Genomic DNA, 22197 nt, shown 5'->3' with positions numbered 1-22197 from the left:
CCGGTCCGCCGCCCGGCCCTCGGTCCCGTCCGGCTCGCTCCCCGGCCGGGCGGACCCGCCGGACTCGGCCGCCGGCCACCCGGACCCGGCCGGATCGGCCCCCGGCCGGCCGGTCGGCCCCGGCGGGAGGTCGTGCGGCGGCGGGCCCGGGGGGAGGGTGCTCACGGCGTGACTCCTTGGTGACGTGGCGTGCCGGAATCGTACGCGCCCGGCCTCCCGCCGCACATCCCCTGTGATCGCTTCGTGTCCCGCCGGAACGGGTCCGCCGACCGGAGCCATCGCGCGCGGCGGGGTGGGACGATGGGATGGTCAGGTCGAGGCGAAGGAAAGGTCATCCTCCGGTGTGGCGACTCTTCACGGTGCTCCTGCCGGTCTGCGCGGCGCTGGTGGTGCTGGCCGGGCCCGCGCGGGCGCACAACGTACTGACCGGCAGCGATCCGGCGGACGGCGCCCGGCTGGCGTCCCCGCCCGCCGAGGTGACGCTCACCTTCGACCAGCCGGTGCGCGCCGAGTTCACCCAGCTGGCGCTGACCGGCCCGGACGGGGTGGCCCGGCCGCTGCGGGTACGGGTCACCGGGGCCAAGGTGCGGGCGGCGCTGCCCGGCGCCCTGCCCGCCGGCGGCTACGCCGTGGGCTACCGGATCGTCTCCAACGACGGCCACCCGGTCACCGGCCGGATCGGCTTCTCGGCCGCCGCCCCGGCCGCCGGCGCGTCCCCCTCCCCTGCCGGCACGACGGCCGCGGTCCCCTCCCCGGCCGCCTCCGCCGTCCCGTCTCCCGGCGCGTCCGCCGGGGCGCCGGCGTCCGGCCCGGCCACGACGGCCGGACCGGCACGGGACACCCTGGTCGCCCAGGTACCGCCGCAGGGCGGGGGCGGCGGCTGGGTGTGGGGGCTGCTGGTCGCCTCGCTGCTGCTGTCCGGGCTCGGCGTCCGCGCCGTCGTCCGGCACGACCGCGCGGGCGGGAGGGCCGGCGCGTGACCGCCCGCGAGGAGGACGCCGGCGTCCCCGGCGCCGGCCCCGAGCGCGCCCGGCGCACGCCGGATGGCCTGGACGGCGACAGAGCCACGGGCGGCGGCACGCACCTGGCGGCCGGCGCGCACCTGACCGGCGGCGCGGCGGGCGTGGTGCGCGGGCGGTGGTCGGGGGTCGCGGGGCTGGCCGGGTCCGCGGTGCTGGCCGCGGGGGTCGCCACCTGGTGGACGTCGCCGCCGGCGGTGCCGGGCATCGTGCCGGTGGCCCCGCTCGTCGACTACGGCCTGCCGGTCGCGCGGCTGGCGCTGAACGTGTGCGCGGTGCTGGCCGCCGGGCTGTGCCTGCTGCCCCGCCTGGTCGGCTTCGACGACCCCGGGCGCACCGAACCGGTGCTGGCCCGGGCCCGCGCCTGGGCGGTGGTCGCCGGGTTCGGCTGGGCGACCGCCGCCCTGGTGACCATGGTGCTCGGCGCGGCCGAGGTGGCGCCGGGCCGCTCACCCGACCCGGCGGCCTACGTCGCGGCGATCGGCGGCGGCCAGGGGCTGGTCGTCAGCGCCTCCTGCGCGCTGGTCTTCACCTTCTTCGGCTCGCTGGCCGTGCGGTTCGGCGAGAAGGTCCCGGCCGAGCTGCGCGTCGTGGTCGCCCTGTTCGGCCTGCTCCCGCTGCCGGTCAGCGGGCACGCCGCCAACTGGTACTGGCACGACATGAGCATGGTCACCATGGAGCTGCACGTGATCGGCGCGGCGGTGTGGACCGGCGGGCTGGTGGCGCTCGGGCTGCTGCTCGCCCGCGACCGAACGCTGCTGGCCAGGGCACTGCCCCGGTTCTCCCGGCTGGCCACGGTCGCGCTGCTGGTGGTCGCCGCCTCGGGCCTGTTCAACGGGCTGGTGGAGCTGGCGCTGTCCCCGGGCACCTCGCTGCCGGGGTCGCTGCTCACCACCCGGTACGGACAGCTGGTGGTGGCCAAGACGGTGTTCGCCGGCGTGGTGGCGGTGCTGGGCGCGAACATCCGCTGGCGCCTGCTGCCCGGGGTGGTCCGCGGCCGGGCGACGGCGTTCGCCGGGTGGGCCGCGCTGGAGGCCGGCGTGATGGGGCTGGCCTACGGCGTCGCGGTGGTCCTCACCCGCGCCCCGGTCGCCTGAGGGACGCCCCGGCCCGGGTCCGGCGGCGGCCCGGATCGCGACGGATCCCGGCGCGAATCGGGGACATCGGGGACATCGGGGAACGCGGCACGACCGGGGCCGGAAGGCGACGGCACCACGGCACGGCGGCGGAGACCGCGGCGCGGCCACCCGGGAACGCGGGGCGCGGCCGGCGGGTCCGCCGGCCGCGCGGGGGGTGCCGGCGGTCAGCCGGTCGGAGCGGGCAGGGGTGGCGCCGGAGCGGGCACCGGCGGCGCGGCGGCGGCGCGTGCCCGGCGGCGGGCGTACCACTCGACGGCCAGCCAGGCCACGGCGAGCCCCGCCGCGGCGACCGGCGCGGCGGCGACCGGGAACGGCGGCGCGGCGAGCACCTGCTGCTGGGCGGCCAGCGCCAGGAATCCGCCCGCGGTGGCCAGCACCGCGCCGGCCACCGCGCGGACGGCGGGCATCTTGACCAGGAAGGCCAGGTCCACGCAGACGGCCGCGGCGAGCAGGAAGAACGGCACCGCCGAGGGCGGGAACCCGCCGGCGACCAGCAGCGGCCAGATCACCGCGCGGAACCCGACGTACGCCCCGGCGACCGCGGTGGCCGTCCACCGGCGGCCGACGACCAGCCGGGCGACGACGAGCACGAGGACCGCGGCGATGCCGAACCACAGCGGGTACACCCAGTCCGACACCGGCAGGGTGAACTTGGCCACCATGGTCCGGTCGACCGGCCGGCCCATCTGGTCGGCGGCGAACTGCAGCAGGCTCGGCTCGGCGTAGCGGACGCCGTGGTCCCAGGCGGTCAGCGACACCACGCCGTACTCCTGGTGCTCGCTCGGGAACAGCAGGTTCTCCAGGAAGAAGGCGAACAGCGCGCCGAGGCCGAGCGTGCGCAGCCGTCCGGGCGGGGCGCAGCCCAGCCAGCCGCGGATCACCCCGGCGAGCATGAACGCGGTGCCGATGTACAGCAGCGCGTGCGACGGGCTCCAGGAGGTGATGTCCAGGCCGTTGACCCGGTGGTTGACCAGGTCGATCGGCACGGCGATCAGGAAGACTCCGGTGCCCCACTGGATGAGGCGCTGCGCGGTGCGGTCCACGCCGTACCCGGTGTAGGCGTGCACGATGGTGAGGGCGACGACGATCGCGGTGCCCGCGCTGTTGAGCAGGTGCGGGGGCGCCAGGTCGTCGCGCAGCCACTTGAAATGCCAGGAGACGTCCCACGACGCGCCGAGCACCTTCAGCGCGAAGGCCGAGATCCATCCCAGGTAGAGCACGCGGACCAGGTCCGGCGGCGTGGCCCGGCCGGCGGGCCCTCTCGTCCAGTAGGGCAGGGCCCACGCGGCGGCACGGGCGGCCTTGCCGCGGAGCACGGTGGCGGGATTCACCCGAAGAATGATGCCCGCCCCCGAGATGCTCTGCAATCGGGGTCATCCCTGATATTCGGTCACCCATCAGGGCGAGTTCGCCTCAGCCAACTCACAGGGTCACGCAAGTAGGCTCACGTCATGAGATTCGCGGGGAGGCGGCCGGTCGCGTTCGCCATGGTGGCGTTGCTGGTCGCCGGGGTCGCGGCGTGGGTGCTGTGGCCCTCGGCCCCCGTCCGGGCGCTGGACCGGAAGATCACCGTGGTGGACGGGCCGCGCGACGACCAGCGGGTCACCCTGGACGCCACCTTCTTCCCGCCGGAGGGCGGCGGCCGGGCCCCGGTGGTGCTGCTGGCCCACGGGTTCGGCGGCAGCAAGCGCAGCGTGCGCGCCGAGGCCGAACGGCTGGCCGGCCAGGGGTACGCGGTGCTGACCTGGTCGGCCCGCGGCTTCGGCGCCTCCACCGGGCAGATCGCGCTGAACTCCCCCGACTACGAGGTCAAGGACGTCCGGCAGCTGATCGACTGGGTGGCCGGCCGGCCGGAGGTGTTGCTGGACGGCCCCGGCGACCCGCGGCTGGGCATGGCCGGCGGGTCCTACGGCGGCGCGATCAGCCTGATGGCGGCGGCCTACGACCGCCGGATCGACGCGATCGTGCCGCAGATCACCTGGCATGACCTGGCGGACGCGCTGTTCCCTGACGCCACCGGCCGGGGGCCGGAGCAGGGCGTGTTCAAGCGCATGTGGGCCGGGCTGTTCTTCGGCATGGGGTCGGGGTCGCCGCTGGCCGGTGCCGGTCTCGGCGCGCCGGGCGGCGACGACGCCGCGGGAGCCGGCGGGGAAGAAGGAGAAGCCGGAGCCGGGGCACCCGGGGCCGGTGCCGGCGCGGCGGCCGGTGACGTGCGGTGCGGCCGGTTCCTGCCGGAGATCTGCCGGATGTACGAGGAGGTCGCCGAGAGCGGCCGGGCGAGCGCGGGCGCGGTGGAGACGCTGCGCCGATCCAGCCCGGTCTCGGTTCCCGGCCGGATCCGGGTGCCGACCCTGCTGATCCAGGGCCAGCGCGACTCGCTGTTCCCGCTCGGGCACGCCGACGCCAACGCCCGGGCCATCGCGGCCACCGGCGCGCCGGTGGAGGTGGCCTGGTTCGCCGGCGGCCATGACGGCGGCGGCGAGCCGGACTGGGTCGCCGAGCGCACCACCCGCTGGTTCGACCGGTGGCTGAAGAAGGACGGCTCACCGGCCGGGGACGCCTTCACCGTCACCCGGGACGGCGGCCGCGATCCGGGCACCCGGCGGCCGATCCAGCTGCACGCGACCACCGCGCGCTACGCCGGGCTCGCCGGGACCGAGCGACGTACGGTGCCGCTGGCCGGCCCCGAGCAGCAGGTGGCCACCCCGCCGGGCGGCGCGCCCGCGGGGATCTCCTCGGTACCGGGGGTGGGGAGCCTGCTCGGCAACCTCGGCGACGCCGGCCTGGCGCTGGACATGCCAGGCCAGAGCGCGGCCTTCCAGTCGCCGCCGCTCGGCGCGCCGCTGGAGGTGACCGGTGCCTCGTCGGTGCAGGTGAAGGTGTACGGCGAGGGCGAGGTCACGCTGTTCGCCAAGCTGTACGACGTGGCCGGCGCCCGGCCGGCGCTGCCGCAGGGGCTGGTGGCCCCGCTGCGGGTCACCGCCACCGCGGCCGGCACCCCGGTCACGGTGGCGCTGCCCGCGATCGACCACCGGTTCGAGGCGGGACACCGGCTGCGCGTGGTGCTCACCACCTCCGACCTCGGGTACGCCCTGCCGGTGGCGGGCGCGGTGCACCGGATCGGGCTGGCGGCGCCGGCGCTTTCGGTGCCGGTCGTGCCGTCGCTGCGGGCCGCCGCGGCCGGGCCGGCCTGGTGGACGTGGGCGCTGCCGCTGGCGGCGCTGGCGGTGGCCGCCGGGCTGCTGCTGGCCGGGCGCACCCGCCGGGAGGAGGAGCCGGATCCGGAGCTGGCCGAAGTGCCATTGCAGATCACCGGGCTGACCAAGCGCTACCGCGACGGGGAGAAGGCGGTGGACGACCTGTCGTTCCGGGTCGAGCAGGGCCAGGTGCTGGGCCTGCTCGGGCCGAACGGCGCGGGCAAGACCACCACGATGCGCATGATGATGGGCCTGATCCACCCGGACGCCGGGGAGATCCGGATCTTCGGCCACCGGGTGACGCCGGGGGCGCCGGTGCTGGCGCGGCTCGGCTCGTTCGTCGAGGGGCCCGGCTTCCTGCCGCACCTGTCCGGCCGGGAGAACCTGGAGCTGTACTGGCGGGCCACCGGCCGCCCGGCGGAGGAGTCGCACCTGGCCGAGGCGCTGGAGATCGCCGGGCTCGGTGCGGCGCTGGAGCGCGCGGTGCGCACCTATTCGCAGGGCATGCGCCAGCGGCTGGCCATCGCGCAGGCCATGCTGGGGCTGCCCGACCTGCTGGTGCTGGACGAGCCCACCAACGGCCTGGATCCGCCGCAGATCGCCGAGATGCGCCGGGTGCTGATCCGGTACGCCGCCCGCGGGCGCACGGTGATCGTGTCCAGCCACCTGCTCGCCGAGGTCGAGCAGACCTGCGGCCACGTCGTCGTGATGAACCGGGGGCGCCTGGTGGCGGCCGGCCCGGTCGGCGACCTGCTCGGCCGGGCGACGCGGGGCAACGGATCGTCGGGGCGTCTGGAGGACGTCTTCCTGGAACTGATCGGAGACAAGGCGTGACGGCCGCGACCCAGTCCTACTCCCCCGGGCGCACGCTGCCGCTGCGGGTGGAGTTCGCGCGCCAGCTCCGCCGGCGCCGCACCATGGTGATGTTCGGCGTGCTGCTGGCGCTGCCGTGGGTGCTGGTGGTGGCCTTCCTGGTCGGCCGGTCGCCCTCGCAGGCCGGCTCGCTGCGCATCTCCGACCTGGCGACCCAGGGCGGGCTGAACTTCGCGGCGTTCACGCTGTCGGTGTCGGCGACGCTGCTCATGGTGGTGGCCGTGGCGTTGTTCTGCGGGGACACCGTCGCCGGCGAGGCGAACTGGTCGTCGCTGCGCTACCTGCTGGCCGCGCCGGTGCCGCGCGCCCGGCTGCTGCGGCAGAAGCTGATCGTGGCGCTGGCCTGCTCGGCGGCCTCGGTGATCATGGTGCCGGTGATGGCGTTGCTGGCCGGCACCCTGGCGTTCGGGTGGAACGACATCCGGCTGCCGGGCACCGGCGAGGGCGTGGACGCGGCCACCGTGCTGCCCCGGTTCGCCATCGTGATCGGATACGTGATGATCAGCCAGCTGGTGGTGGCGGCGCTGGCCTTCCTGCTGTCGGTGAGCACCGATTCGCCGCTCGGCGCGGTCGGCGGCGCCGTCGGGCTGGTCATCGTGAGCAACATCGTGCAGGCGGTGGAGGCGCTCGGCGCGGCGCGCGAGTTCCTGCCGACGTTCTGGAGCACCGCCTGGCTGGACGCACTGGCCCCGGAGCTCGACTGGAGCGGCATGATCAAGGGGGCGTCGCTGTCGGTGACCTACGCGGTGATCCTGGTGGCGGTGGCGTTCCGCCGCTTCCGCGGCAAGGACGTCGTGTCCTGAACGGCGCCCACCCTCTGAAATGCCGACAAATGCCATAAATAACGCATCAGTTGATTTACTGCTGGGATCAGCGAGCAAGGTGACGTTCCGGGAGATGAATGTCCGTTTCCCCGAACATGTTCGCTCATATTCTGGAATGATCCTCTCGGTAATACCTGTCGGACATCGAGAATGACGGACAGTGACTGATGCCCCCCATCGACAACTTGACCACGTTCGCCGCGGAGAATCCGGGCGGAGCAGCCATCATCTGCGTGTCCGCCCTGGTCGTCCTGGTCCTCGCCTTCTTCCTGCTGCGCGCCGTCCAGCGGGCCGCCGCCCGCGGCTTCCGCCGGTTCGCCGAGAACCGCCCGGCGGAGGATCTGCTCACCATCGTCGCCGCCTGCATCGCCACCGGGGTGTCCGCCCAGGGCATGTGGCGCTTCTCCGGTGACGTCCTCGGCTTCGACGGCCCGCTGCGGCTGCTGCTGTTCGCGTTCATCGAGGTCGCGGTGATCACCAGCGCGGTGCGCGCCCGCCGCAACATGCGGGAGAACTTCTCGGCCGGCATCGACGGCATCGCCGTGTGGGTGCTGACCGGCCTGTCGGCGGTGCTGTCCAGCCTGGACGCCCGCAGCATGGCCGAGGCGATCTTCCGGCTGGCCGCCCCGCTGGTGGCGGCCTGGCTGTGGGAGCGCGGCATGGCGATCGAGCGGCACCGCATCACCGGCCGCTCCCGCATCAAGTGGCGGTTCACCCCCGAGCGGGCGATGGTCCGGCTCGGTCTGGCCGAGGTCAGCGACCGCACGGCGAGCGAGGTGGACGCGCACCGCCGGCTCACCCGGGTGGCGCTGGCCGCCAAGCGGGCCCGCGCGCTGCGCGAGGCCGGCGCCTCCGACCGCAAGATGCGGGCCGCGCTCGCCAGGCTGGACCGGGTGATGGACCAGGCGGTGGAGCACACCGGCCTGGCCGTCGACCAGGCCCGGCAGGAGGCCCTGCTGTCGCAGATCGGCGCGCTGTACAACACCAGCGCGCTGATCGACCTGCGGCCGCCGGTGCCCTGGGAGCCGGAGGAGCCGCCCGCCCCGCAGGCCCTGCCGGTCGCCGACGCCAAGGGCCGCGCCGCCGCCCACCTGGACGACGACGAGGACGAGGAGGCGGAGATGGTGGAACCGGTGCCGCCGGTCGTCGACACCGCCCAGCGCGCCGCGCTGATGCGCGCCGCCCGGCAGTACTGGGACAAGCAGATCGAGCGCCGGTTCGTGCCGCGCGCGGCCGACATCGCCCGGGAGACCGGCGTCTCGCTGGCCGCGGCTCGGGAGTACCGCGCGCTGTGGAAGCTGGAGCCCCGGGCGCACGCCCTGATCGAGGCCGCCTACAACGAGCACGGCATCGTGGACACCGGCACCTTCCCGGCGATCGTCGTGCCGGACGGCGCCGAGCCGGAGCCGGAACAGGAGAAGGCGCCGCGGGCCGGGCGGGCGGAGCCGGCGCTGAGCGTGAACGGCGTCCGGCCGGGCACGCCGGCGGGCGTCTGAGGCGCGGCGGCCGGACCGGGGGGCCGGCCCGGCGCGCGGACGGCCCGGAGGCGATCCTCCGGGCCGTGCCGGCGGCCGGGGCGCCCGCCCCGGCCGGCGCCGGTCAGTCCCAGTGCGGGGGGCGTTCCTCCAGCAGGTGCGACACGTCGTCGGGCGCGCGCCACTCGCCCCAACCGGAGTCGGTGTCGTCGCTGGTCTGATCGGGCAGCACCGGCAGTCCCTCGTCGAAGAGGTCCACCGGACGCAGGTCATCCGGCTCGTGCACAGTCACGGCTCAATGTTACGCGGTCCGCCGGAGGCCCGGCCGCCGGCCCGGCCAAGACTCTCCCGTTTTCCTCCCAGATGTAATGCAGGCTGCGGTCTACCATCATCTTCGACACATTCCGCATTCCCCACATATTCCGCATATGACGCAGAGCGGACAAGCGGCCGGACAGGCATCGGTGAGATGGGTACGATGCGGGAGCAGGCAGCACGCCGGACCGACCCCCCGTGAGGCGGCTTATGGCAACGCCGGCGAAATGGCGGCGCGAGGGAAACCTGCCCGCGGAGCTGACCAGCTTCGTCGGGCGCACGCGGCTGCTGGCCGCGATCGGGCAGCGGCTCAAAGAGGCCCGGCACGTCACGCTGACCGGCATCGGCGGCGTCGGCAAGTCGCGCACCGCGCTGCGCATCGCGCACCAGATCGCCGGCCAGTTCCCCGACGGCGTCTGGTACGCCGACCTGTCCCGGTTGCAGGACCCCACCATGGTGGCGCACACCGTCAACGGGGCGCTCGGCATCGCCGACCAGTCGGCGCGCTCGGAGATCGAGACGCTCACCGACTGGCTCGCCCCGCGCCGCATCCTGCTGGTCCTCGACTCCTGCGAGCATGTGCTGGCCGCCGCGGCGGAGCTGGCCGAGCGGCTGCTGAGCAACGCGCCGCAGGTGCGCGTGCTGGCCACCAGCAGGCAGTCGCTGTCGGTGCCCGGCGAGCGCACCGTACCGGTGCCGCCGCTGCTGCTGCCCGGCGAGGACGACGCGGGCAGCCCGTTCCTCAACGAGTCGGTGCAGCTGTTCGCCGAGCGCGCCTCGGCCGTCGTGCCCGGCTTCGTGGTGGACGAGGACAACATCACGGCCGTCTCGGAGCTGTGCCGGCGGCTCGACGGCATCCCGCTGGCCATCGAGCTCGCCTCGGTCCGGCTGCGCGCCCTGTCGGTGGAGCAGATCCTCGCGCTGCTCACCGACCGGTTCAGCCTGCTGGCCGGGGCCAGCCGCACCGCGCTGCCACGCCACCAGACGCTGCGCGCGGCGATCGGCTGGAGCCACGAGCTGTGCGAGCCGGCCGAGCGGCTGCTGTGGGCCCGGCTGTCGATCTTCTCCGGCGACTTCGAGCTGGAGGCCGCCCGGTACGTGTGCGCCGGGGAGAACCTGCCCGCCGAGAGCGTCATGGACCTGGTGGCCGGCCTGGTGGAGAAGTCGATCCTGCTGCGCGGTGACGACCGCTCCGGCGTCCGCTACCGGCTCATCGACACGCTGCGCCACTACGGCAAGGAATGGCTGGACAAGCTGGGCGAGACCGACTGGGTGCGCCGGCGGCACCGCGACTACTACCTCCAGCTGGCCGAGCGCGGCGAGCACTCGTGGTCCGGGCCGCGCCAGGTGTACTGGTTCGGGCGGATGCGCCAGGAGCACGACAACATCCGGGCCGCGCTCGACTACTGCCTGCACGACCCGGCCGAGGCGCGCACCGGCCTGGAACTGCTCTCCTCGCTCTGGTACATGTGGGTGGCCTGCGGCTTCGCCCGCGAGGGCCGGCTCTACCTGGAGCGCACCCTGCACGCCTCGCCGCAGCCCAGCAAGGAACGCTGCAAGGCGCTGTGGGTGCTGTCCTACGTGCGCAGCGCGCAGGGCGACACCGCCGGCGCGCTGGACGCGGCCGAGCAGTGCGCCACCGACGCGGTGCGGGTCGGCGACTCCATCGCGGTCATCCTGGCCACCAAGATGCAGGGCACCGCCGCGTTCCTGCAGGGCGACCTGCAGAAGGCGGTCGCGCTGCTCGGCGTGGCCATCGAGTTCCACCGCAGCGGGCGCGAGCTCAACCCGGGGCTGCTGCCGGCGATCGTCGAGCTGGCGGTGGCGCTCACCCAGCAGAACGAGCTCACCGAGGCCGAGTCGCTGCTGCGCGACTGCCGGCAGCTGTGCACCGAGCGCGGCGAGCTGTGGCTGCGCTCGTACGCGGTGTGGGCCACCTCGGTCATCGAGCGGATGACCGGCCGCACGGACGCCGCGGTGCTCAGCGCGCAGGAGTCGCTGCGGATCAAGCGGCACTTCCACGACGTGCTCGGCGCGGTGCTGGCGATGGAGACGCTGTCGAACCTGGCGCTGGACCTCGGCGACCCCGGGCGCGCCGCGCGCATCCTCGGCGGGGCGCAGGCCAACTGGCAGCTGTTCGGCCTGCCGCAGCTCGGCTCGCCGTTCTTCGGCACCGAGCACGAGAACTGCGTCAAGGAGTGCAAGCGGCTGCTCGGCGAAGAGGCGTACCTGTCCGCCTACCAGCAGGGCTCGATGATGGACTTCGAGGAGGCGGTCAGCTACGCCATGGGCGAGCTGGACACCGGCGGCGATCCCCCCGAGGGGACCGAGCCGGTGTCCTAGCCGCTGCCGGTGTCGTGAACGGTGTCGTGCCCGCCGCCGTGCCAGCTGCCGTGCCCGCTGCCGTGCCCGCTGCCGTGCCCGCTGCCGTGAACGGTGTCCCGGCGGCCGGTCAGCGCCCGGCGACCGGCACCCGCACCTCGTGCCAGGCCTGGGTGTAGCGGCTGCTGGTCAGCGAGTAGGCGACGCTGCCGCTGACCCAGTGCTCCAGCCCCCGCACGTAGGCGTCGACCGCCGGCGAGCCCAGCTCCTTCAGCCCGGCGCCCAGTTCCACCATCCGGGCGATGGCCTCGTCGCGCATCCGGCCGATCTGGTTCATCGCGTGCTGGATGGACCGGTGCCGGTGCCGGGCCAGCACGCTGACCAGGTTGTTGCGGTGGTTCACCCCGCCGCGTTCCTTGGCGTAGGACAGCAGGTCGTTGTCCCAGACGACCACGTCGTTGGCGTGCTCGGTGATCGCCCGCACCGCCGGATCGCGCCACTGGTCACCGGTCAGCGGCCGGCCGGTGGCCACATCGATGAGGGCGAACACCGTCAGCATCGCGCCGGTCCGGCGGCGCATGAAGATGTAGTCGCCGTAGGTGGGCACCACCGCGTCCTCCCGGTTGGCCGCCTCCCAGACCTGGGCGAACAGGTAGTCCTTGGTGACGGCGCGCCAGCGGTCGAGCTGGTCGGCGTCACCGGCGGCGGCCACCCGCCCCTTGATGTCGAGCAGGGCGACGGCGAACGGGTCCCCGGCCGCGGCGCCGGGTTCCAGGTCGTCCAGCACGGTGAGCAGCTGCGGGAGGGCGCGGGCGATCTCGGCGGCCCGGCGGTCGGATTCGCAGAAGGCGTCGTCGAAGGCGAAGAGCCAGACGCACCAGTCGGTCACCAGCCGCAGCGGGCCGGGCCCGGCGTAGGGGTAGGTGCGCGCGCCCAGCATGCCGTAGTGGGCCTCGCGGTAGCGCTCCAGCTCGGCCGCTTCCGTGATCATTCCGGTGGCGGACAGCCAGGCGAAGGTCTCCGTGTCGATCTGGTCGGCGTACGGGCTGATCAAGGAGGGAAACGGAGACGACAGGGGCGGGAGGAGTAATTTCGGCGCCGCTAAATCAGCCATCTGCCCATCATTGCAACAAACGTCCATAACAACTACCGCGACCGCCGGCGGCCGCCCGGTCGCTTCCCGCGTGATGTTCACGCCCGTCCGATGTGCCCGGTGAGGTGCACCGCGGCCGGCCGCGGGTAGACGACCCGCCCAGCGGAATCCCCGGCGCATCCCGTAGGTTCACTCATGAGAGACGACTAGAAAGGCGGACTCGAGGTGTTCGACCCGACGGATCTCTACCGGCTCGGCGGCGATGTGCCCGAGCTGTCCGATCCGGTGCTGCTCTACCATTTCGACGGCTTCGTGGACGCCGGTGGCGCGGGCAGGCTCGCCCTGGCCCACCTCCTCGCGGAGCTGGAGCACCGGGTCGTGGCGACGTTCGACGTGGACCGCCTGCTGGACTACCGCTCGCGGCGCCCCGTGATGACCTTCGACACCGACCACTGGGTCGAGTGCGCGGCACCCGAGCTGGCCGTGCATCTGGTCCACGACCTGGCCGGAACCCCGTTCCTGCTGATGAGCGGGCCGGAACCGGACCGGGAGTGGGAGTTGTTCACCGAGGCCGTCGGCTCGCTGGTCACCCGGCTGGGGGTGACCCGGCTGGTCACCACGCACGGCATCCCCATGGCGGCGCCGCACACCCGGCCGCTCGGCGTGACGGCGCACGGCACCCGCCCGGAGCTGCTGCCCGGCGACCGCGGCCCGTTCGGCCGGATCCAGGTGCCCGGCAGCGCCGCCGCGCTGGTCGAGCTGCGGCTCGGCGCGCGCGGGCACGACGCGCGCGGCTACGCGGTGCACGTGCCGCACTACCTGGCGCAGGCGGAGTACCCGCGGGCCGCGGTGACCGCGCTGGAGGCGATCGCGCTCAGCACCGGCCTGCTGTTCCCGCTGGACGGGCTGCGCGAGGCCGCGGAGAAGACCACGGCCGAGATCGAGGAGCAGATCGTCGCCTCGGCCGAGCTGTCCACCGCGATCAAGGGCCTGGAGCAGCAGTACGACGCGTTCACCGCGGGAGCCGAGCGGGAGAACCTGATGGCCGAGAACGCGCCGATGCCGACCGGCGACGAGCTGGCCGCGCAGTTCGAGCGGTTCCTGGCCGAGCGGGACGAGCGCGAGTCGTGATCGGCGTCGGCCTGGTCGGGTACGGCACGGCGGGCGAGTTCTTCCACGCGCCGCTGATCGCCGCCACGCCCGGGCTGCGGCTGGCCGCGGTGGTGACCCGGGACGCCGGGCGCGCCGCGCGGATCAGGCGGGACCACCCCGGCGCCGAGGTGGTGGCGTCGGCGGCCGAGCTGCTCGCCCGCCGGCCGGACCTGGTGGTGGTGGCCACGCCCAACCGCACCCACGTGCCGCTGGCCACCGAGGCGCTCGCGGCCGGGCTTCCGGTGGTGGTGGACAAGCCGGCCGCCGCCACCGCCGCGGAGGTGCTGGAGCTCGCCCGGCTGGCCGGCGAGCGCGGCGTGATGTTCACCGTCTACCAGAACCGCCGCTGGGACGGCGACTTCCGCACGCTGCGCGGGCTGGATCTCGGCGAGGTGCACCGCTTCGAGTCGCGCTTCGAGCGGTATCGCCCGGTGCCCAAGGGCGGCTGGCGGGAGAACGGCGGGCCGGAGGAGATGGGCGGGCTGCTGTACGACCTGGGCAGCCATCTGGTCGACCAGGCGCTGCGCTATCTCGGCCCGGTGACCGGCGTCTACGCCGAATGCGACGTGCGCCGGGACGGGGTGGGCGCCGACGACGACACCTTCGTGGCGCTCACCCACGCCGGCGGCGCCCGGTCCCATCTGTGGATGAGCGCGGTCACCGGCCGGCTCGGGCCGCGGTTCCGGGTGCTCGGCTCGCGGGCGGCGTACGTCAAGTGGGGCCTGGACCCGCAGGAGGAGCGGCTGCGGGCCGGTGAGCGGCCGGGCGGGCCCGGCTGGGGCGCCGAGTCGCCGGAGCACTGGGGCTCGCTCGGTGTGGACGGCGGCACCCGTCCGGTGCCGACCGAGCCGGGCGCCTACCCGGAGTTCTGGTCCGGCGTGGTGGCGTGCCTCACCACGGGCGCGCCGCCGCCGGTGGATCCGGCCGAGGCGGCCGAGACGGCGGCCGTGCTGCACGCCGCCCGCACCTCGGCCGCCGAGCGGCGGGTGGTCTCCCTGGAGCCGCCGGCGACGTGAGCCACTCGCGGCCGGGTCAGCCGAGCAGGCGGCAGCGCAGCGCGGTGGTGTCCTCGCCGGTCCAGCCGTGCTCGCCGAGCCAGCCGAGCGGGCCCTGGTGCCGCTCGTCCAGCACACCCAGGAAGTTCTCCATGTACTCCGCGCGGGGCAGGTGGCTGTCGGCGGGCCGCGAGTCGAGGTCGTCGCGGTAGGTGTCGCTCGCGCGCAGCCGGCTCAGCAGCGGCTCCATCCGCTCGCCGGTGGCGGTGTAGTCGGCCACGATCGCCTCGCGGGTCACCCCGGCGACCGACAGGGCGAGCGCGCAGACCACGCCGGTGCGGTCCTTGCCGGCCGCGCAGTGCACCAGCGCGGCGCCCTCGCCGTGCGCGAGCACCCGCAGCGCGGCGAGCACCGAGTCGGGCCGGTCGCGAAGGTAGGCGTAGTAGAAGCCGAGCACCCGGATCTCGGCCTCGTCCTCCTCACGCCGTCCCTGCCAGGGCAGGACCCGGGCGGCGTCGATGCGCACGTCGCGGGCCCCGGCGGTGTCGGCCTCCACGTCGGTGTGCCGCCCGCCCTCGGCGAACAGGGTGAGGTGATGGACGCTCACCTCCGGCACCCGGGTGAGCGGGCCGGGGCCCTCCAGGTGCACCTCGGCGTTCGAGCGCAGGTCCACCACGTCGCGCAGCTTCAGCTCGTCCACCAGCCGCCGCACGTCGGTCTCGCTCAGCCCCTGCAGGTTGTCCGAGCGCATGATCTGCCCGAACCTCGTCGTCCCGCCGCCGGCCGTGGGCAGGCCCCCGAGGTCCCGCACGTTCACGGCGCCGTCCAGCGCTATCCACCTCGTCAGCTCGTTCATCACATCCCAGCCTATATGGGCCAAATGTCCAATCGAAGAATGGGGTACGACCGGCGCGGCAAATGTGGCCGTCCGGCCACCCGCGCGGCGCGGCACCGGCCCGCCGGCCGCCCGGCCCGGGCGGCCCCGGCGGCCTTGGCGGCCGAGTCCCGCCGAGGGTGCGGCCAGCCGTTACCCCGGTAGCGGCTAGCCGGAAATCGACTATGCCATACCTTTTGGGGGTTTAATCAGCAAGATGTCCGAATAAAACGGCGTAACACAAAGTTCATCGCCGCGTAGCACCGGGTGGGTTGATGCCCGAAAGATTTGCTTATCGGGTGGCCGGTAAAAAGTTGAACGTTAATCAGGAATTGCGCTGTGTGCACGATCTACTCTTTAATCTCCTCTGGACGTAGACCAGGTGTGAAGGGCCGCAACGCTCGCGGCACGTCGAGAGTCGAGAGAGGGTAGGCACTCCGTCATGACCGCGCTGATCGAGGTCCGTGACGCGAGCGTCCGCTACCTCTCCACCGGGCGGACCGCCCTCGGCCCGGTGGACCTGACCGTCGACCCCGGCCGCCTGCTGCTGGTCGCCGGGCCCTCCGGCTGCGGCAAGAGCACGCTGCTGCGCCTGCTGAACGGCCTGGTCCCGCACGCCTACCGCGCCGAGATCACCGGCGAGGTGAACGTCGACGGCCGGCCGGTCGCCGGGCGCACGCTGCGCGACCTGTCCACCGTGGTCGGCACGATGCTCCAGGACCCGCGCCGGCAGGTCGTCGGCACCACCGTGGCCGCCGAGATCGCCTTCGGCCCGGAGAACCTCGGGCTGCCGCGCGAGGAGATCCGCCGCCGCATCACCGAGGTCGCCGGGCGGCTCGGCCTGACACACCTGTTGGACCGCGCCACCGCCGGGCTCAGCGGCGGCGAGCTGCAGATGGTCGCCTTCGCCGGGGTACTGGCGATGCGCCCGCGGGTCGTGGTGGTGGACGAGCCGCTGGCCAACCTCGACCCGGCCGCCGGCCTGCGGCTGCTCGGCGAGCTGCGCCGGTTCGTCGACGAGGGCGGCGCCGCCGTGGTGGTCGAGCACCGCGTCGACGACATCCTGGAGTTCGCCCCGGACGAGGTGCTCTACCTGGAGGCCGGCCGCACCGCCTACCGCGGCCCGGTGGCGGGGTTCCTGCGCGCCGCGCCGGTCGCCCACGTCAGGCTGCCGTTCGCCGCGCTGCTGGACCGGGCCGCCGAGCTGCCCGCCATGCCCGCTCCGCCGGTGTCCGGCGTGCCGCCCGAACCGGCCCCGGCCCCGCGGCTGGCCTACCGGCAGGCCGCCCTGGGGTATCCGGGCCGCACCGTGCTCGCCGGCGTCGACCTCGCGCTCGGCCCGCACGAGCGGGTCGCGGTCCTCGGCCCGAACGGCGCCGGCAAGTCGACCCTGCTGCGCGCCGCCATGGCACTGGTCACCGCCACCCGCGGCGAAGTGCTCGCCGACGGCGTCCCGGTCGCCGGCCAGACGGTGGCCGCGCTCGCCACCACCTTCGGCTACGTCTTCCAGAACCCCGGCCAGGCGCTGTTCAGCGCCACCGTCCGCCAGGAACTGGCCTTCGGCCCGCACAACCTCGGCCGCGAGCCGGCCAAGATCGCCGAGGACTCGGCGGCGGCGCTGCGCGCGACGCTGCTGGACCAGGAGCCGGAGATCATGGACCGCCTGCCGCGCACCCTGTCGTTCGGCCAGCAGCGGCGGCTGACCGTGGCCCTCGCGCTGGCCATGCGCCCGCGCACCCTGATCCTCGACGAACCGACCGCCGGGCAGGACCTGGGCACCACCACCGAGCTGATCGGGCACGCCCTGGCCGCCGACGGAGTGGAGAGCGTCTACTTCATCACCCACGACGTCGACCTCGCGCTGACCCGCGCCGACCGGGTCATCGTGATCGACGGCGGGCGGGTCGTCGCCGACGCCACCCCCGCCGCGCTCGCCCGCGACGCCGCGGTGTGGTCGCGCCCCGGCATGCGCGCCACCGGGCTGGTGCGGGCGGCCCGCGACCACCTGCCGCCGTCCGGGCCGGTGCCGCACGCCTTCGAGCTGGCCCGGCGGATCGCCCTCAGCGCACGTTCCAGCCCATCCCCCCAGGAAGGAACCACCTCGCAATGACAGCAGACGCTCCGGTCTCCCGCGAGCCGGTCTTCGCCATCTCCACCCGCACCGTCGTGTTCGGCGCCGTGGGCGCGGCGCTGTACGCCGTGCTCGGCCTGTTCAGCTTCCTCATCCCCGGCACCCAGAGTGTGGCCGTGCGGCCCGCGTTCGCGCTGGTGCCGTTCTTCGGCAAGCAGTTCGGCGTGATCGCCGGCTTCTTCACCGGCCTGGTCGGCAACATGGTCATCGACCTGCTGCAGGGCAGCGGCCTGACCTACTGGAACTGGAGCGTCGCCAACGGGCTGGTCGGCGCGCTGGCCGGACTGATCTTCGCCTACCTGCCGCCGATCGCCAACGAGGCGGTGCGCCTGGTCGCCGTCGCGATCGGCTCGCTGGTCGCCACCGCCCTCGGCATGCTGTTCGTCATCACCGACATCTGGGTGCAGGGCATCGACTTCAACACCTTCCTGACCATCAACTACCTGCCCGCGCTGGTCGCCAACGGCATCGCGGTCGTCATCCTCACCCCGGCCCTGGAGGCCATCTGGGAGCCCCTGGCCAAGCGGACCGGGCGGTAACCAGGTGGACGTCACGCCGCGCTACCTGGGGGCCGGGTCCGCGCTGAGCCGCCGCGATCCGCGGGTGCTCCTGCTCGTTCCCGTGCTCTACCTCGTGGCGGTGGCGGGGGTGGAGGACCTGCGCGCGATGCTCGCCTGCGCCGTCCTCGCCGTCGCCTACTACCGCGCCGCGGGGATCCCCTGGCGCGACGTCCGGGCCAACTGGGCCTTCATGCTCGCCTTCACCACGATCCTGGTGGTGGTGAACAGCATCATCACCTCGGCGGACAGCCGCTCCGACCCGTCCGCCGAGGTGCTGTTCACCGTCCCGGTCACCGCTTCGCCGATCACCTGGGCCACGCTCTCCTACTCGGCGACGCTCTTCGTCCGGTACGTCACCCTGGCGATGATCGGCTTTCCGGTGGCCTTCAACATCGCGCCCTCCGACCTCGGGGTGGCGTTCGCCCGGCTCGGACTGTCCCAGCGGCTCGCCTACGGGGTGGACCTCACCTTCCGGTTCCTGCCCTCCACCTGGGCGAGCCTGCACGAGACGCTGGACGCCCAGCGGGTGCGCGGCTACGAGCACGGCCGCAGCCGCAACCCGGTCAAGCGCCTGCTGCGCCTGCGACCGGTCGTCGTCCCGCTCACGGTGAACGCGCTCATCGACGCCGAGGACACCGTCAACGCGATGGACCTGCGCGGGTTCGGCGGCCGCCACCGGACCTGGATGCGAGAACTCTCCTTCGACCGCACCGATCTTCTGACACTTGGAGGTTTCGCCGTAGTGGCCGCAGCGATGGTCGTCGCGAAGTTCCTCGGACTCACGGGGGCGGTATGGGTCCCGTGATCCACTCCGCGCCGCTGGTCCTCCCGGTCACCCGCCCGCCGATACCGGACGGCGCGATCGCGGTCCGCCACGGCCGGGTGGTCGCGGCCGGGCCCCGGCGGGAGGTGCTCGCCCGGTTCCCGGGCGGCGAGGAACTGCGCTGGCCCGGCGTCATGACGCCCGGTCTGGTCAACGCGCACACCCACCTGCAGTTCACCCGGATGGCCGAGGTGGGCCGCCAGTACTACGACTCCTTCGAGGACTGGTCGACGACCTTCGACTCGGTGTACTTCTCCTCGGCCGGCGCCGACTGGGCGGGCAGCGCCCGGGAGGGCGCGCTGCTGGCGCTACGCCACGGCACCACCGCGATCGCCGACGTGGTCACCGACATCGAGGCCATGCCCGCACGCCAGCAGGCGGGGCTGGCCGGGGTCTCCTACCTGGAGGTGCTCGGCGACACCGACGCCAGCTGGGCGAAGACCGGGCGCGACCACCTGACCTCCACCGTCCGCCAGTTCGCCGGCGTGCGCGCCGGCGGCACCGGCGCCATCGGCATCTCGCCGCACGCCCCCTACACGCTGGACACCGGCGTGCTCGCCGACCTCGCCGTGCTGGCCCGCGGCTTCGGGCTGCGCCAGCACATCCACCTGCTGGAGTCGGTGCACGAGCGCGAGTACACCGTCTCGGGCACCGGCCCGATCGCCCGGCTGGTCCGCGAGCTGGGTTTCGACTTCGAGATCCTGCGGGCCGGCGGCACCGGGCAGGGCCCGGTCGCCTTCCTGGACACCCTCGGGCTGCTCAGCCCTGACCTGCACGTCGCGCACGGCGTCCACCTGGACGGCGACGAGCGCGCGCTGCTGCGCGCGCGGGGGGTGAGCGTGGCGCTGTGCCCGCGCTCCAACCGCACCCTGGGCCTGGACGGCCCGCCGGTCGCCGCCCTGCTGGAGGAGGGCAGCGCGATCGCGGTCGGCACCGACTCGCTGGCCTCCTCCCCCAGCCTCGACGTGCTGGAGGACGTACGGGTGCTGCTCGCGCTGGCCCGCGAGCAGGGCTACCGCCGCCCCGACCTGGCCCGCCGGCTGTTCGAGGCGGCGACCGACGGCGGGGCACGCGCCCTGGGCCTGGCCACCGGCCCCGGCCGGGTCGGCAGCCTGGAGCCGGGCGCGCGGTGCGACTTCGCCGTCTTCGCCGTGGACCCCGGCGAGCGCGATCCCTACCGCACGCTGATCGAGGACGGTCCGGGGCGGTGCGTCGCCACGGTCACCGGCGCCCACGACTCCGGGCGCGTGCACCTGACCACTTCCGATCCGGAGGCGCACCGTGGCTACTGACCAGGCATCCGATCCCGCCGGCGCCGCGCCCGGCCCGGCCGGCGATGCCCGCGCCTTATGGAACCGCCTGCCCGCCCGCCCGGGCGCCGGGCAGGCACCGGCCGGCCGCACGCTGCGCTTCAAGCTCTACTCGCTGCTCGGCCTGCTGATCGTGGCGCTGATCGCGCTGTGGACCTTCATGACCGGGAACATCGTCGGTGAGCTGTTCGAGCTGCGCCGGGCCACCACCCTGGCCGAGCAGGTGGCCGCGCCCGCCGCCGACCTCGCCGGGCACGTCCAGGAGGAGCGCCGGCTGTCGGCCGTGCTGGTCGCCACCGGCTCCGCCGCCGAGGGGACCACCCTGTCGGGCGCCCGCGAGCGCACCGACGCCGCCGTCCGGCTCTTCCACCAGCGGGCCACCTCGCTGGAAGGGCTGTCGGCCACCGGACCCGAGGTCGTGGCGAGCCGCGAGGCGCTGGAGACCGCGCTCGGCCGGCTCGACGCCGTCCGCGAGGAGGTGGACGCCCGCGCCACCACCCGGATGCGGGTGATCCAGGACTACAGCGCCGTGCAGGACGCGCTGTTCCGGATGTACGACGACCTGGTCACCGTGCCGGACATCGACCTGTACCGCCGGGCGGCCGGCCTGCAGCGGGTGGTCCGCGCCCGGGAGCTGCTGTCCCGCGAGGAGGCGGTGATGGCCGCGGCCGCCGGGCAGCGGGCGGTGACGAGCGAGGAGCAGCGCCTGATGGCCCAGACGGTGGCCGGCCGCCGGCTGCTGCTCGGCAGCGGCCTGCAGGCCCTGGACGCCGAGCTGCGGGCGCCGTTCGACGACCTGATGGAGTCCACCGACTACCAGCGGCTGACCGCCATGGAGAACCAGGTCATCGCCGGCAGCGGCCCGGTCGAGGACGCGCGCGGCTGGCCGACGCTCGTCCGGTCGCTGGGCGGCCGCGTGGACCGGCTCGTCGCCGACCGGGCCGCGGAGATCGGTGAACGCACCGAGGGGGCGGCCGGCGCCATCATCGCGCAGATCGTCATCGCCGGCGGGCTCGGCCTGGTGGCCATCCTGCTCGCCGTGGTGCTGTCGGTGCGGCTCGGCCGCCGGCTGGCCGAGGACCTGGCCGGGCTGCGCAGCGCGGCGCTGGACCTCGCCGACGTCCGGCTGCCCCGGGTGGTGGCCCGGCTGCGCGCGAGCGAGGACGTGGACGTGGAGAGCGAGGCGCCGCCCATCCCGGTGACCAGCACCACCCTGGAGGTCAAGGACGTCGCCCAGGCCTTCTCCACCGTCCGGCGCACCGCGATCGAGGCCGCCGTCGGCCAGGCCGAGCTGCGTAAGGGCATCAACCTGGTCTTCCGCAACCTGGCCCGCCGCAACCAGTCGCTGCTGCACCGCCAGCTCACCCAGCTGGACGCGATGCAGCGCAAGACCGGCGCGCCCGACGCCCTGGAGGACCTGTTCCGGCTCGACCACCTGACCACCCGCATGCGCCGCCAGGCCGAAGGCCTGATCATCCTGTCCGGCGCGCCCGCCGGTCGCGCCTGGCGCAAGCCGGTGCCGGTGCACGACGTGGTGCGCGGCGCCGTCGCCGAGGTGGAGGACTTCACCCGGGTGACCGTGCTCCCCATGACGGGCGCCTCGCTGCTCGGCACCGCGGTCGCCGACGTGATCCACCTGCTCGCCGAGCTGATCGAGAACGCCACCGTCTTCTCCCCGCCGAGCACCCGGGTGAACGTCCGCGGCGAGCAGGTCGGCCGCGGCTTCGTCATCGAGGTGGAGGACCGCGGGCTCGGCATGTCGGCCGAGGACCGCGAGGACCTCAACCGCCGGCTGGCCAACCCGCCGGAGTTCGACCTGACCGACAGCGACCGGCTCGGCCTGTTCGTGGTCAGCCGGCTGGCCACCCGGCACGGCATCTCCGTCTCGCTGCGCCGCTCCCCCTACGGCGGGATCACCGCGGTCGTCCTGCTCCCGCACGGCCTCGTCGCGCCCGGCCCGGACGAGCCCGCCGCGCCCCCGTCCCCGGCCCGCTCCGATCCCCGGCCCGCCGACCCCGCCCGGCGTCCCTGACCACGCCCGGCACGCCGCCCGCCCGCGCCCCGCGACCGGCCGCACGGCCGGCGTCCCGGCCGG

17 protein-coding genes are annotated in these 22197 nt (G+C 74.4%); 13 read left to right on the top strand and 4 right to left on the bottom strand.

All coding sequences use genetic code 11. From position 1 onward, the window contains the following. The first annotated feature begins 341 nt into the window (after positions 1–341). Both Sru01_RS06600 and Sru01_RS36135 read left to right on the top strand, forming a co-directional pair. Complete coding sequence (locus Sru01_RS06600) at positions 342–980, top strand: copper resistance CopC family protein (RefSeq protein ID WP_203982973.1); 639 nt, start codon at positions 342–344, stop codon at positions 978–980. Continuing rightward, the gene (locus Sru01_RS36135; protein WP_275412139.1) at positions 977–2116 is read left to right on the top strand and encodes a CopD family protein; all 1140 of its coding nucleotides are present in this window, start codon (positions 977–979) and stop codon (positions 2114–2116) included. The genes Sru01_RS06600 and Sru01_RS36135 overlap by 4 nt, the downstream gene beginning before the upstream one ends. 206 nt (positions 2117–2322) lie before the next feature. Here the strand turns inward: Sru01_RS36135 and Sru01_RS06590 are convergent, their stop codons facing one another. Continuing rightward, positions 2323–3489, bottom strand: a complete 1167-nt coding sequence (locus Sru01_RS06590) for a hypothetical protein (protein ID WP_203982972.1) — start codon at positions 3487–3489, stop codon at positions 2323–2325. A 120-nt stretch (positions 3490–3609) separates the two neighbouring features. Here Sru01_RS06590 and Sru01_RS06585 point away from each other — a divergent pair, with 120 nt between their 5' ends. The 3 genes from Sru01_RS06585 (at position 3610) to Sru01_RS06575 (ending at position 8548) form a co-directional block, all read left to right on the top strand. Beyond that, positions 3610–6189, top strand: coding sequence for an alpha/beta fold hydrolase (locus Sru01_RS06585; RefSeq protein ID WP_203982971.1), 2580 nt, complete (start codon positions 3610–3612; stop codon positions 6187–6189). Next, on the top strand, positions 6186–7031 hold the full coding sequence (locus Sru01_RS06580; RefSeq protein ID WP_203982970.1) for an ABC transporter permease: 846 nt from the start codon (positions 6186–6188) through the stop codon (positions 7029–7031). The genes Sru01_RS06585 and Sru01_RS06580 overlap by 4 nt, the downstream gene beginning before the upstream one ends. Before the next feature lie 188 nt (positions 7032–7219). Next, positions 7220–8548, top strand: coding sequence for a hypothetical protein (locus Sru01_RS06575; RefSeq protein ID WP_203982969.1), 1329 nt, complete (start codon positions 7220–7222; stop codon positions 8546–8548). A gap of 103 nt (positions 8549–8651) precedes the next feature. On the opposite strand, the gene Sru01_RS06570 is transcribed toward Sru01_RS06575, so the two are convergent. Further along, positions 8652–8819, bottom strand: a complete 168-nt coding sequence (locus Sru01_RS06570) for a hypothetical protein (protein ID WP_203983045.1) — start codon at positions 8817–8819, stop codon at positions 8652–8654. A gap of 233 nt (positions 8820–9052) precedes the next feature. On the opposite strand from Sru01_RS06570, the gene Sru01_RS06565 reads away from it, so the two are divergent. Beyond that, positions 9053–11185, top strand: a complete 2133-nt coding sequence (locus Sru01_RS06565) for an ATP-binding protein (RefSeq protein WP_203982968.1) — start codon at positions 9053–9055, stop codon at positions 11183–11185. Positions 11186–11294: 109 nt separating this feature from the next. On the opposite strand, the gene Sru01_RS06560 is transcribed toward Sru01_RS06565, so the two are convergent. Beyond that, positions 11295–12218 carry a 4-epi-cubebol synthase gene (locus Sru01_RS06560; protein WP_203982967.1) on the bottom strand — a complete coding sequence of 308 codons (924 nt, stop codon included), beginning with the start codon at positions 12216–12218 and terminating at the stop codon, positions 11295–11297. Positions 12219–12482: 264 nt separating this feature from the next. Here Sru01_RS06560 and Sru01_RS06555 point away from each other — a divergent pair, with 264 nt between their 5' ends. Both Sru01_RS06555 and Sru01_RS06550 read left to right on the top strand, forming a co-directional pair. Further along, a complete protein-coding gene (locus tag Sru01_RS06555) occupies positions 12483–13388 on the top strand; it encodes a proteasome assembly chaperone family protein (protein ID WP_203982966.1) in 906 nt (301 codons plus the stop codon). Next, entirely contained in the window at positions 13385–14425 is a 1041-nt protein-coding gene (locus Sru01_RS06550) for a Gfo/Idh/MocA family oxidoreductase (RefSeq protein WP_203982965.1), read from the top strand. Before Sru01_RS06555 ends, Sru01_RS06550 begins: the two co-directional genes overlap by 4 nt. 16 nt (positions 14426–14441) lie before the next feature. On the opposite strand, the gene Sru01_RS06545 is transcribed toward Sru01_RS06550, so the two are convergent. Next, positions 14442–15260, bottom strand: coding sequence for a tyrosine-protein phosphatase (locus Sru01_RS06545; protein ID WP_203982964.1), 819 nt, complete (start codon positions 15258–15260; stop codon positions 14442–14444). Between the two features lie 460 nt (positions 15261–15720). On the opposite strand from Sru01_RS06545, the gene Sru01_RS06540 reads away from it, so the two are divergent. Genes Sru01_RS06540 through Sru01_RS06520 form a run of 5 tightly spaced genes read left to right on the top strand, consistent with a single transcriptional unit; the run spans position 15721 to position 22134 of the window. Next, complete coding sequence (locus tag Sru01_RS06540) at positions 15721–17388, top strand: ABC transporter ATP-binding protein (protein WP_203982963.1); 1668 nt, start codon at positions 15721–15723, stop codon at positions 17386–17388. Then, complete coding sequence (locus Sru01_RS06535) at positions 17385–17948, top strand: ECF transporter S component (protein ID WP_203982962.1); 564 nt, start codon at positions 17385–17387, stop codon at positions 17946–17948. Before Sru01_RS06540 ends, Sru01_RS06535 begins: the two co-directional genes overlap by 4 nt. Before the next feature lie 4 nt (positions 17949–17952). Beyond that, positions 17953–18774, top strand: coding sequence for an energy-coupling factor transporter transmembrane component T family protein (locus Sru01_RS06530; protein WP_203982961.1), 822 nt, complete (start codon positions 17953–17955; stop codon positions 18772–18774). Continuing rightward, positions 18762–20084, top strand: coding sequence for an amidohydrolase family protein (locus Sru01_RS06525; RefSeq protein ID WP_203982960.1), 1323 nt, complete (start codon positions 18762–18764; stop codon positions 20082–20084). Before Sru01_RS06530 ends, Sru01_RS06525 begins: the two co-directional genes overlap by 13 nt. Continuing rightward, a complete protein-coding gene (locus tag Sru01_RS06520; protein ID WP_203982959.1) occupies positions 20074–22134 on the top strand; it encodes a sensor histidine kinase in 2061 nt (686 codons plus the stop codon). Before Sru01_RS06525 ends, Sru01_RS06520 begins: the two co-directional genes overlap by 11 nt. Positions 22135–22197 lie beyond the last annotated feature (63 nt).

It is taken from the genome of Sphaerisporangium rufum (genome assembly GCF_016863395.1).
Lineage (GTDB): Bacteria > Actinomycetota > Actinomycetes > Streptosporangiales > Streptosporangiaceae > Sphaerisporangium > Sphaerisporangium rufum.
This window is presented reverse-complemented; position numbering and strand designations above follow the sequence as displayed.

Bases quoted from the DNA above. Each gene is read 5' to 3' on its own strand.
- Sru01_RS06585 (WP_203982971.1), top strand. From the start codon at position 3,610: ATGAGATTCGCGGGGAGGCGGCCGGTCGCGTTCGCCATGGTGGCGTTG.
- Sru01_RS06575 (WP_203982969.1), top strand. From the start codon at position 7,220: ATGCCCCCCATCGACAACTTGACCACGTTCGCCGCGGAGAATCCGGGC.
- Sru01_RS06565 (WP_203982968.1), top strand. From the start codon at position 9,053: ATGGCAACGCCGGCGAAATGGCGGCGCGAGGGAAACCTGCCCGCGGAG.
- Sru01_RS06545 (WP_203982964.1), bottom strand. From the start codon at position 15,260: ATGAACGAGCTGACGAGGTGGATAGCGCTGGACGGCGCCGTGAACGTG.
- Sru01_RS06540 (WP_203982963.1), top strand. From the start codon at position 15,721: ATGACCGCGCTGATCGAGGTCCGTGACGCGAGCGTCCGCTACCTCTCC.
- Sru01_RS06535 (WP_203982962.1), top strand. From the start codon at position 17,385: ATGACAGCAGACGCTCCGGTCTCCCGCGAGCCGGTCTTCGCCATCTCC.
- Sru01_RS06525 (WP_203982960.1), top strand. From the start codon at position 18,762: ATGGGTCCCGTGATCCACTCCGCGCCGCTGGTCCTCCCGGTCACCCGC.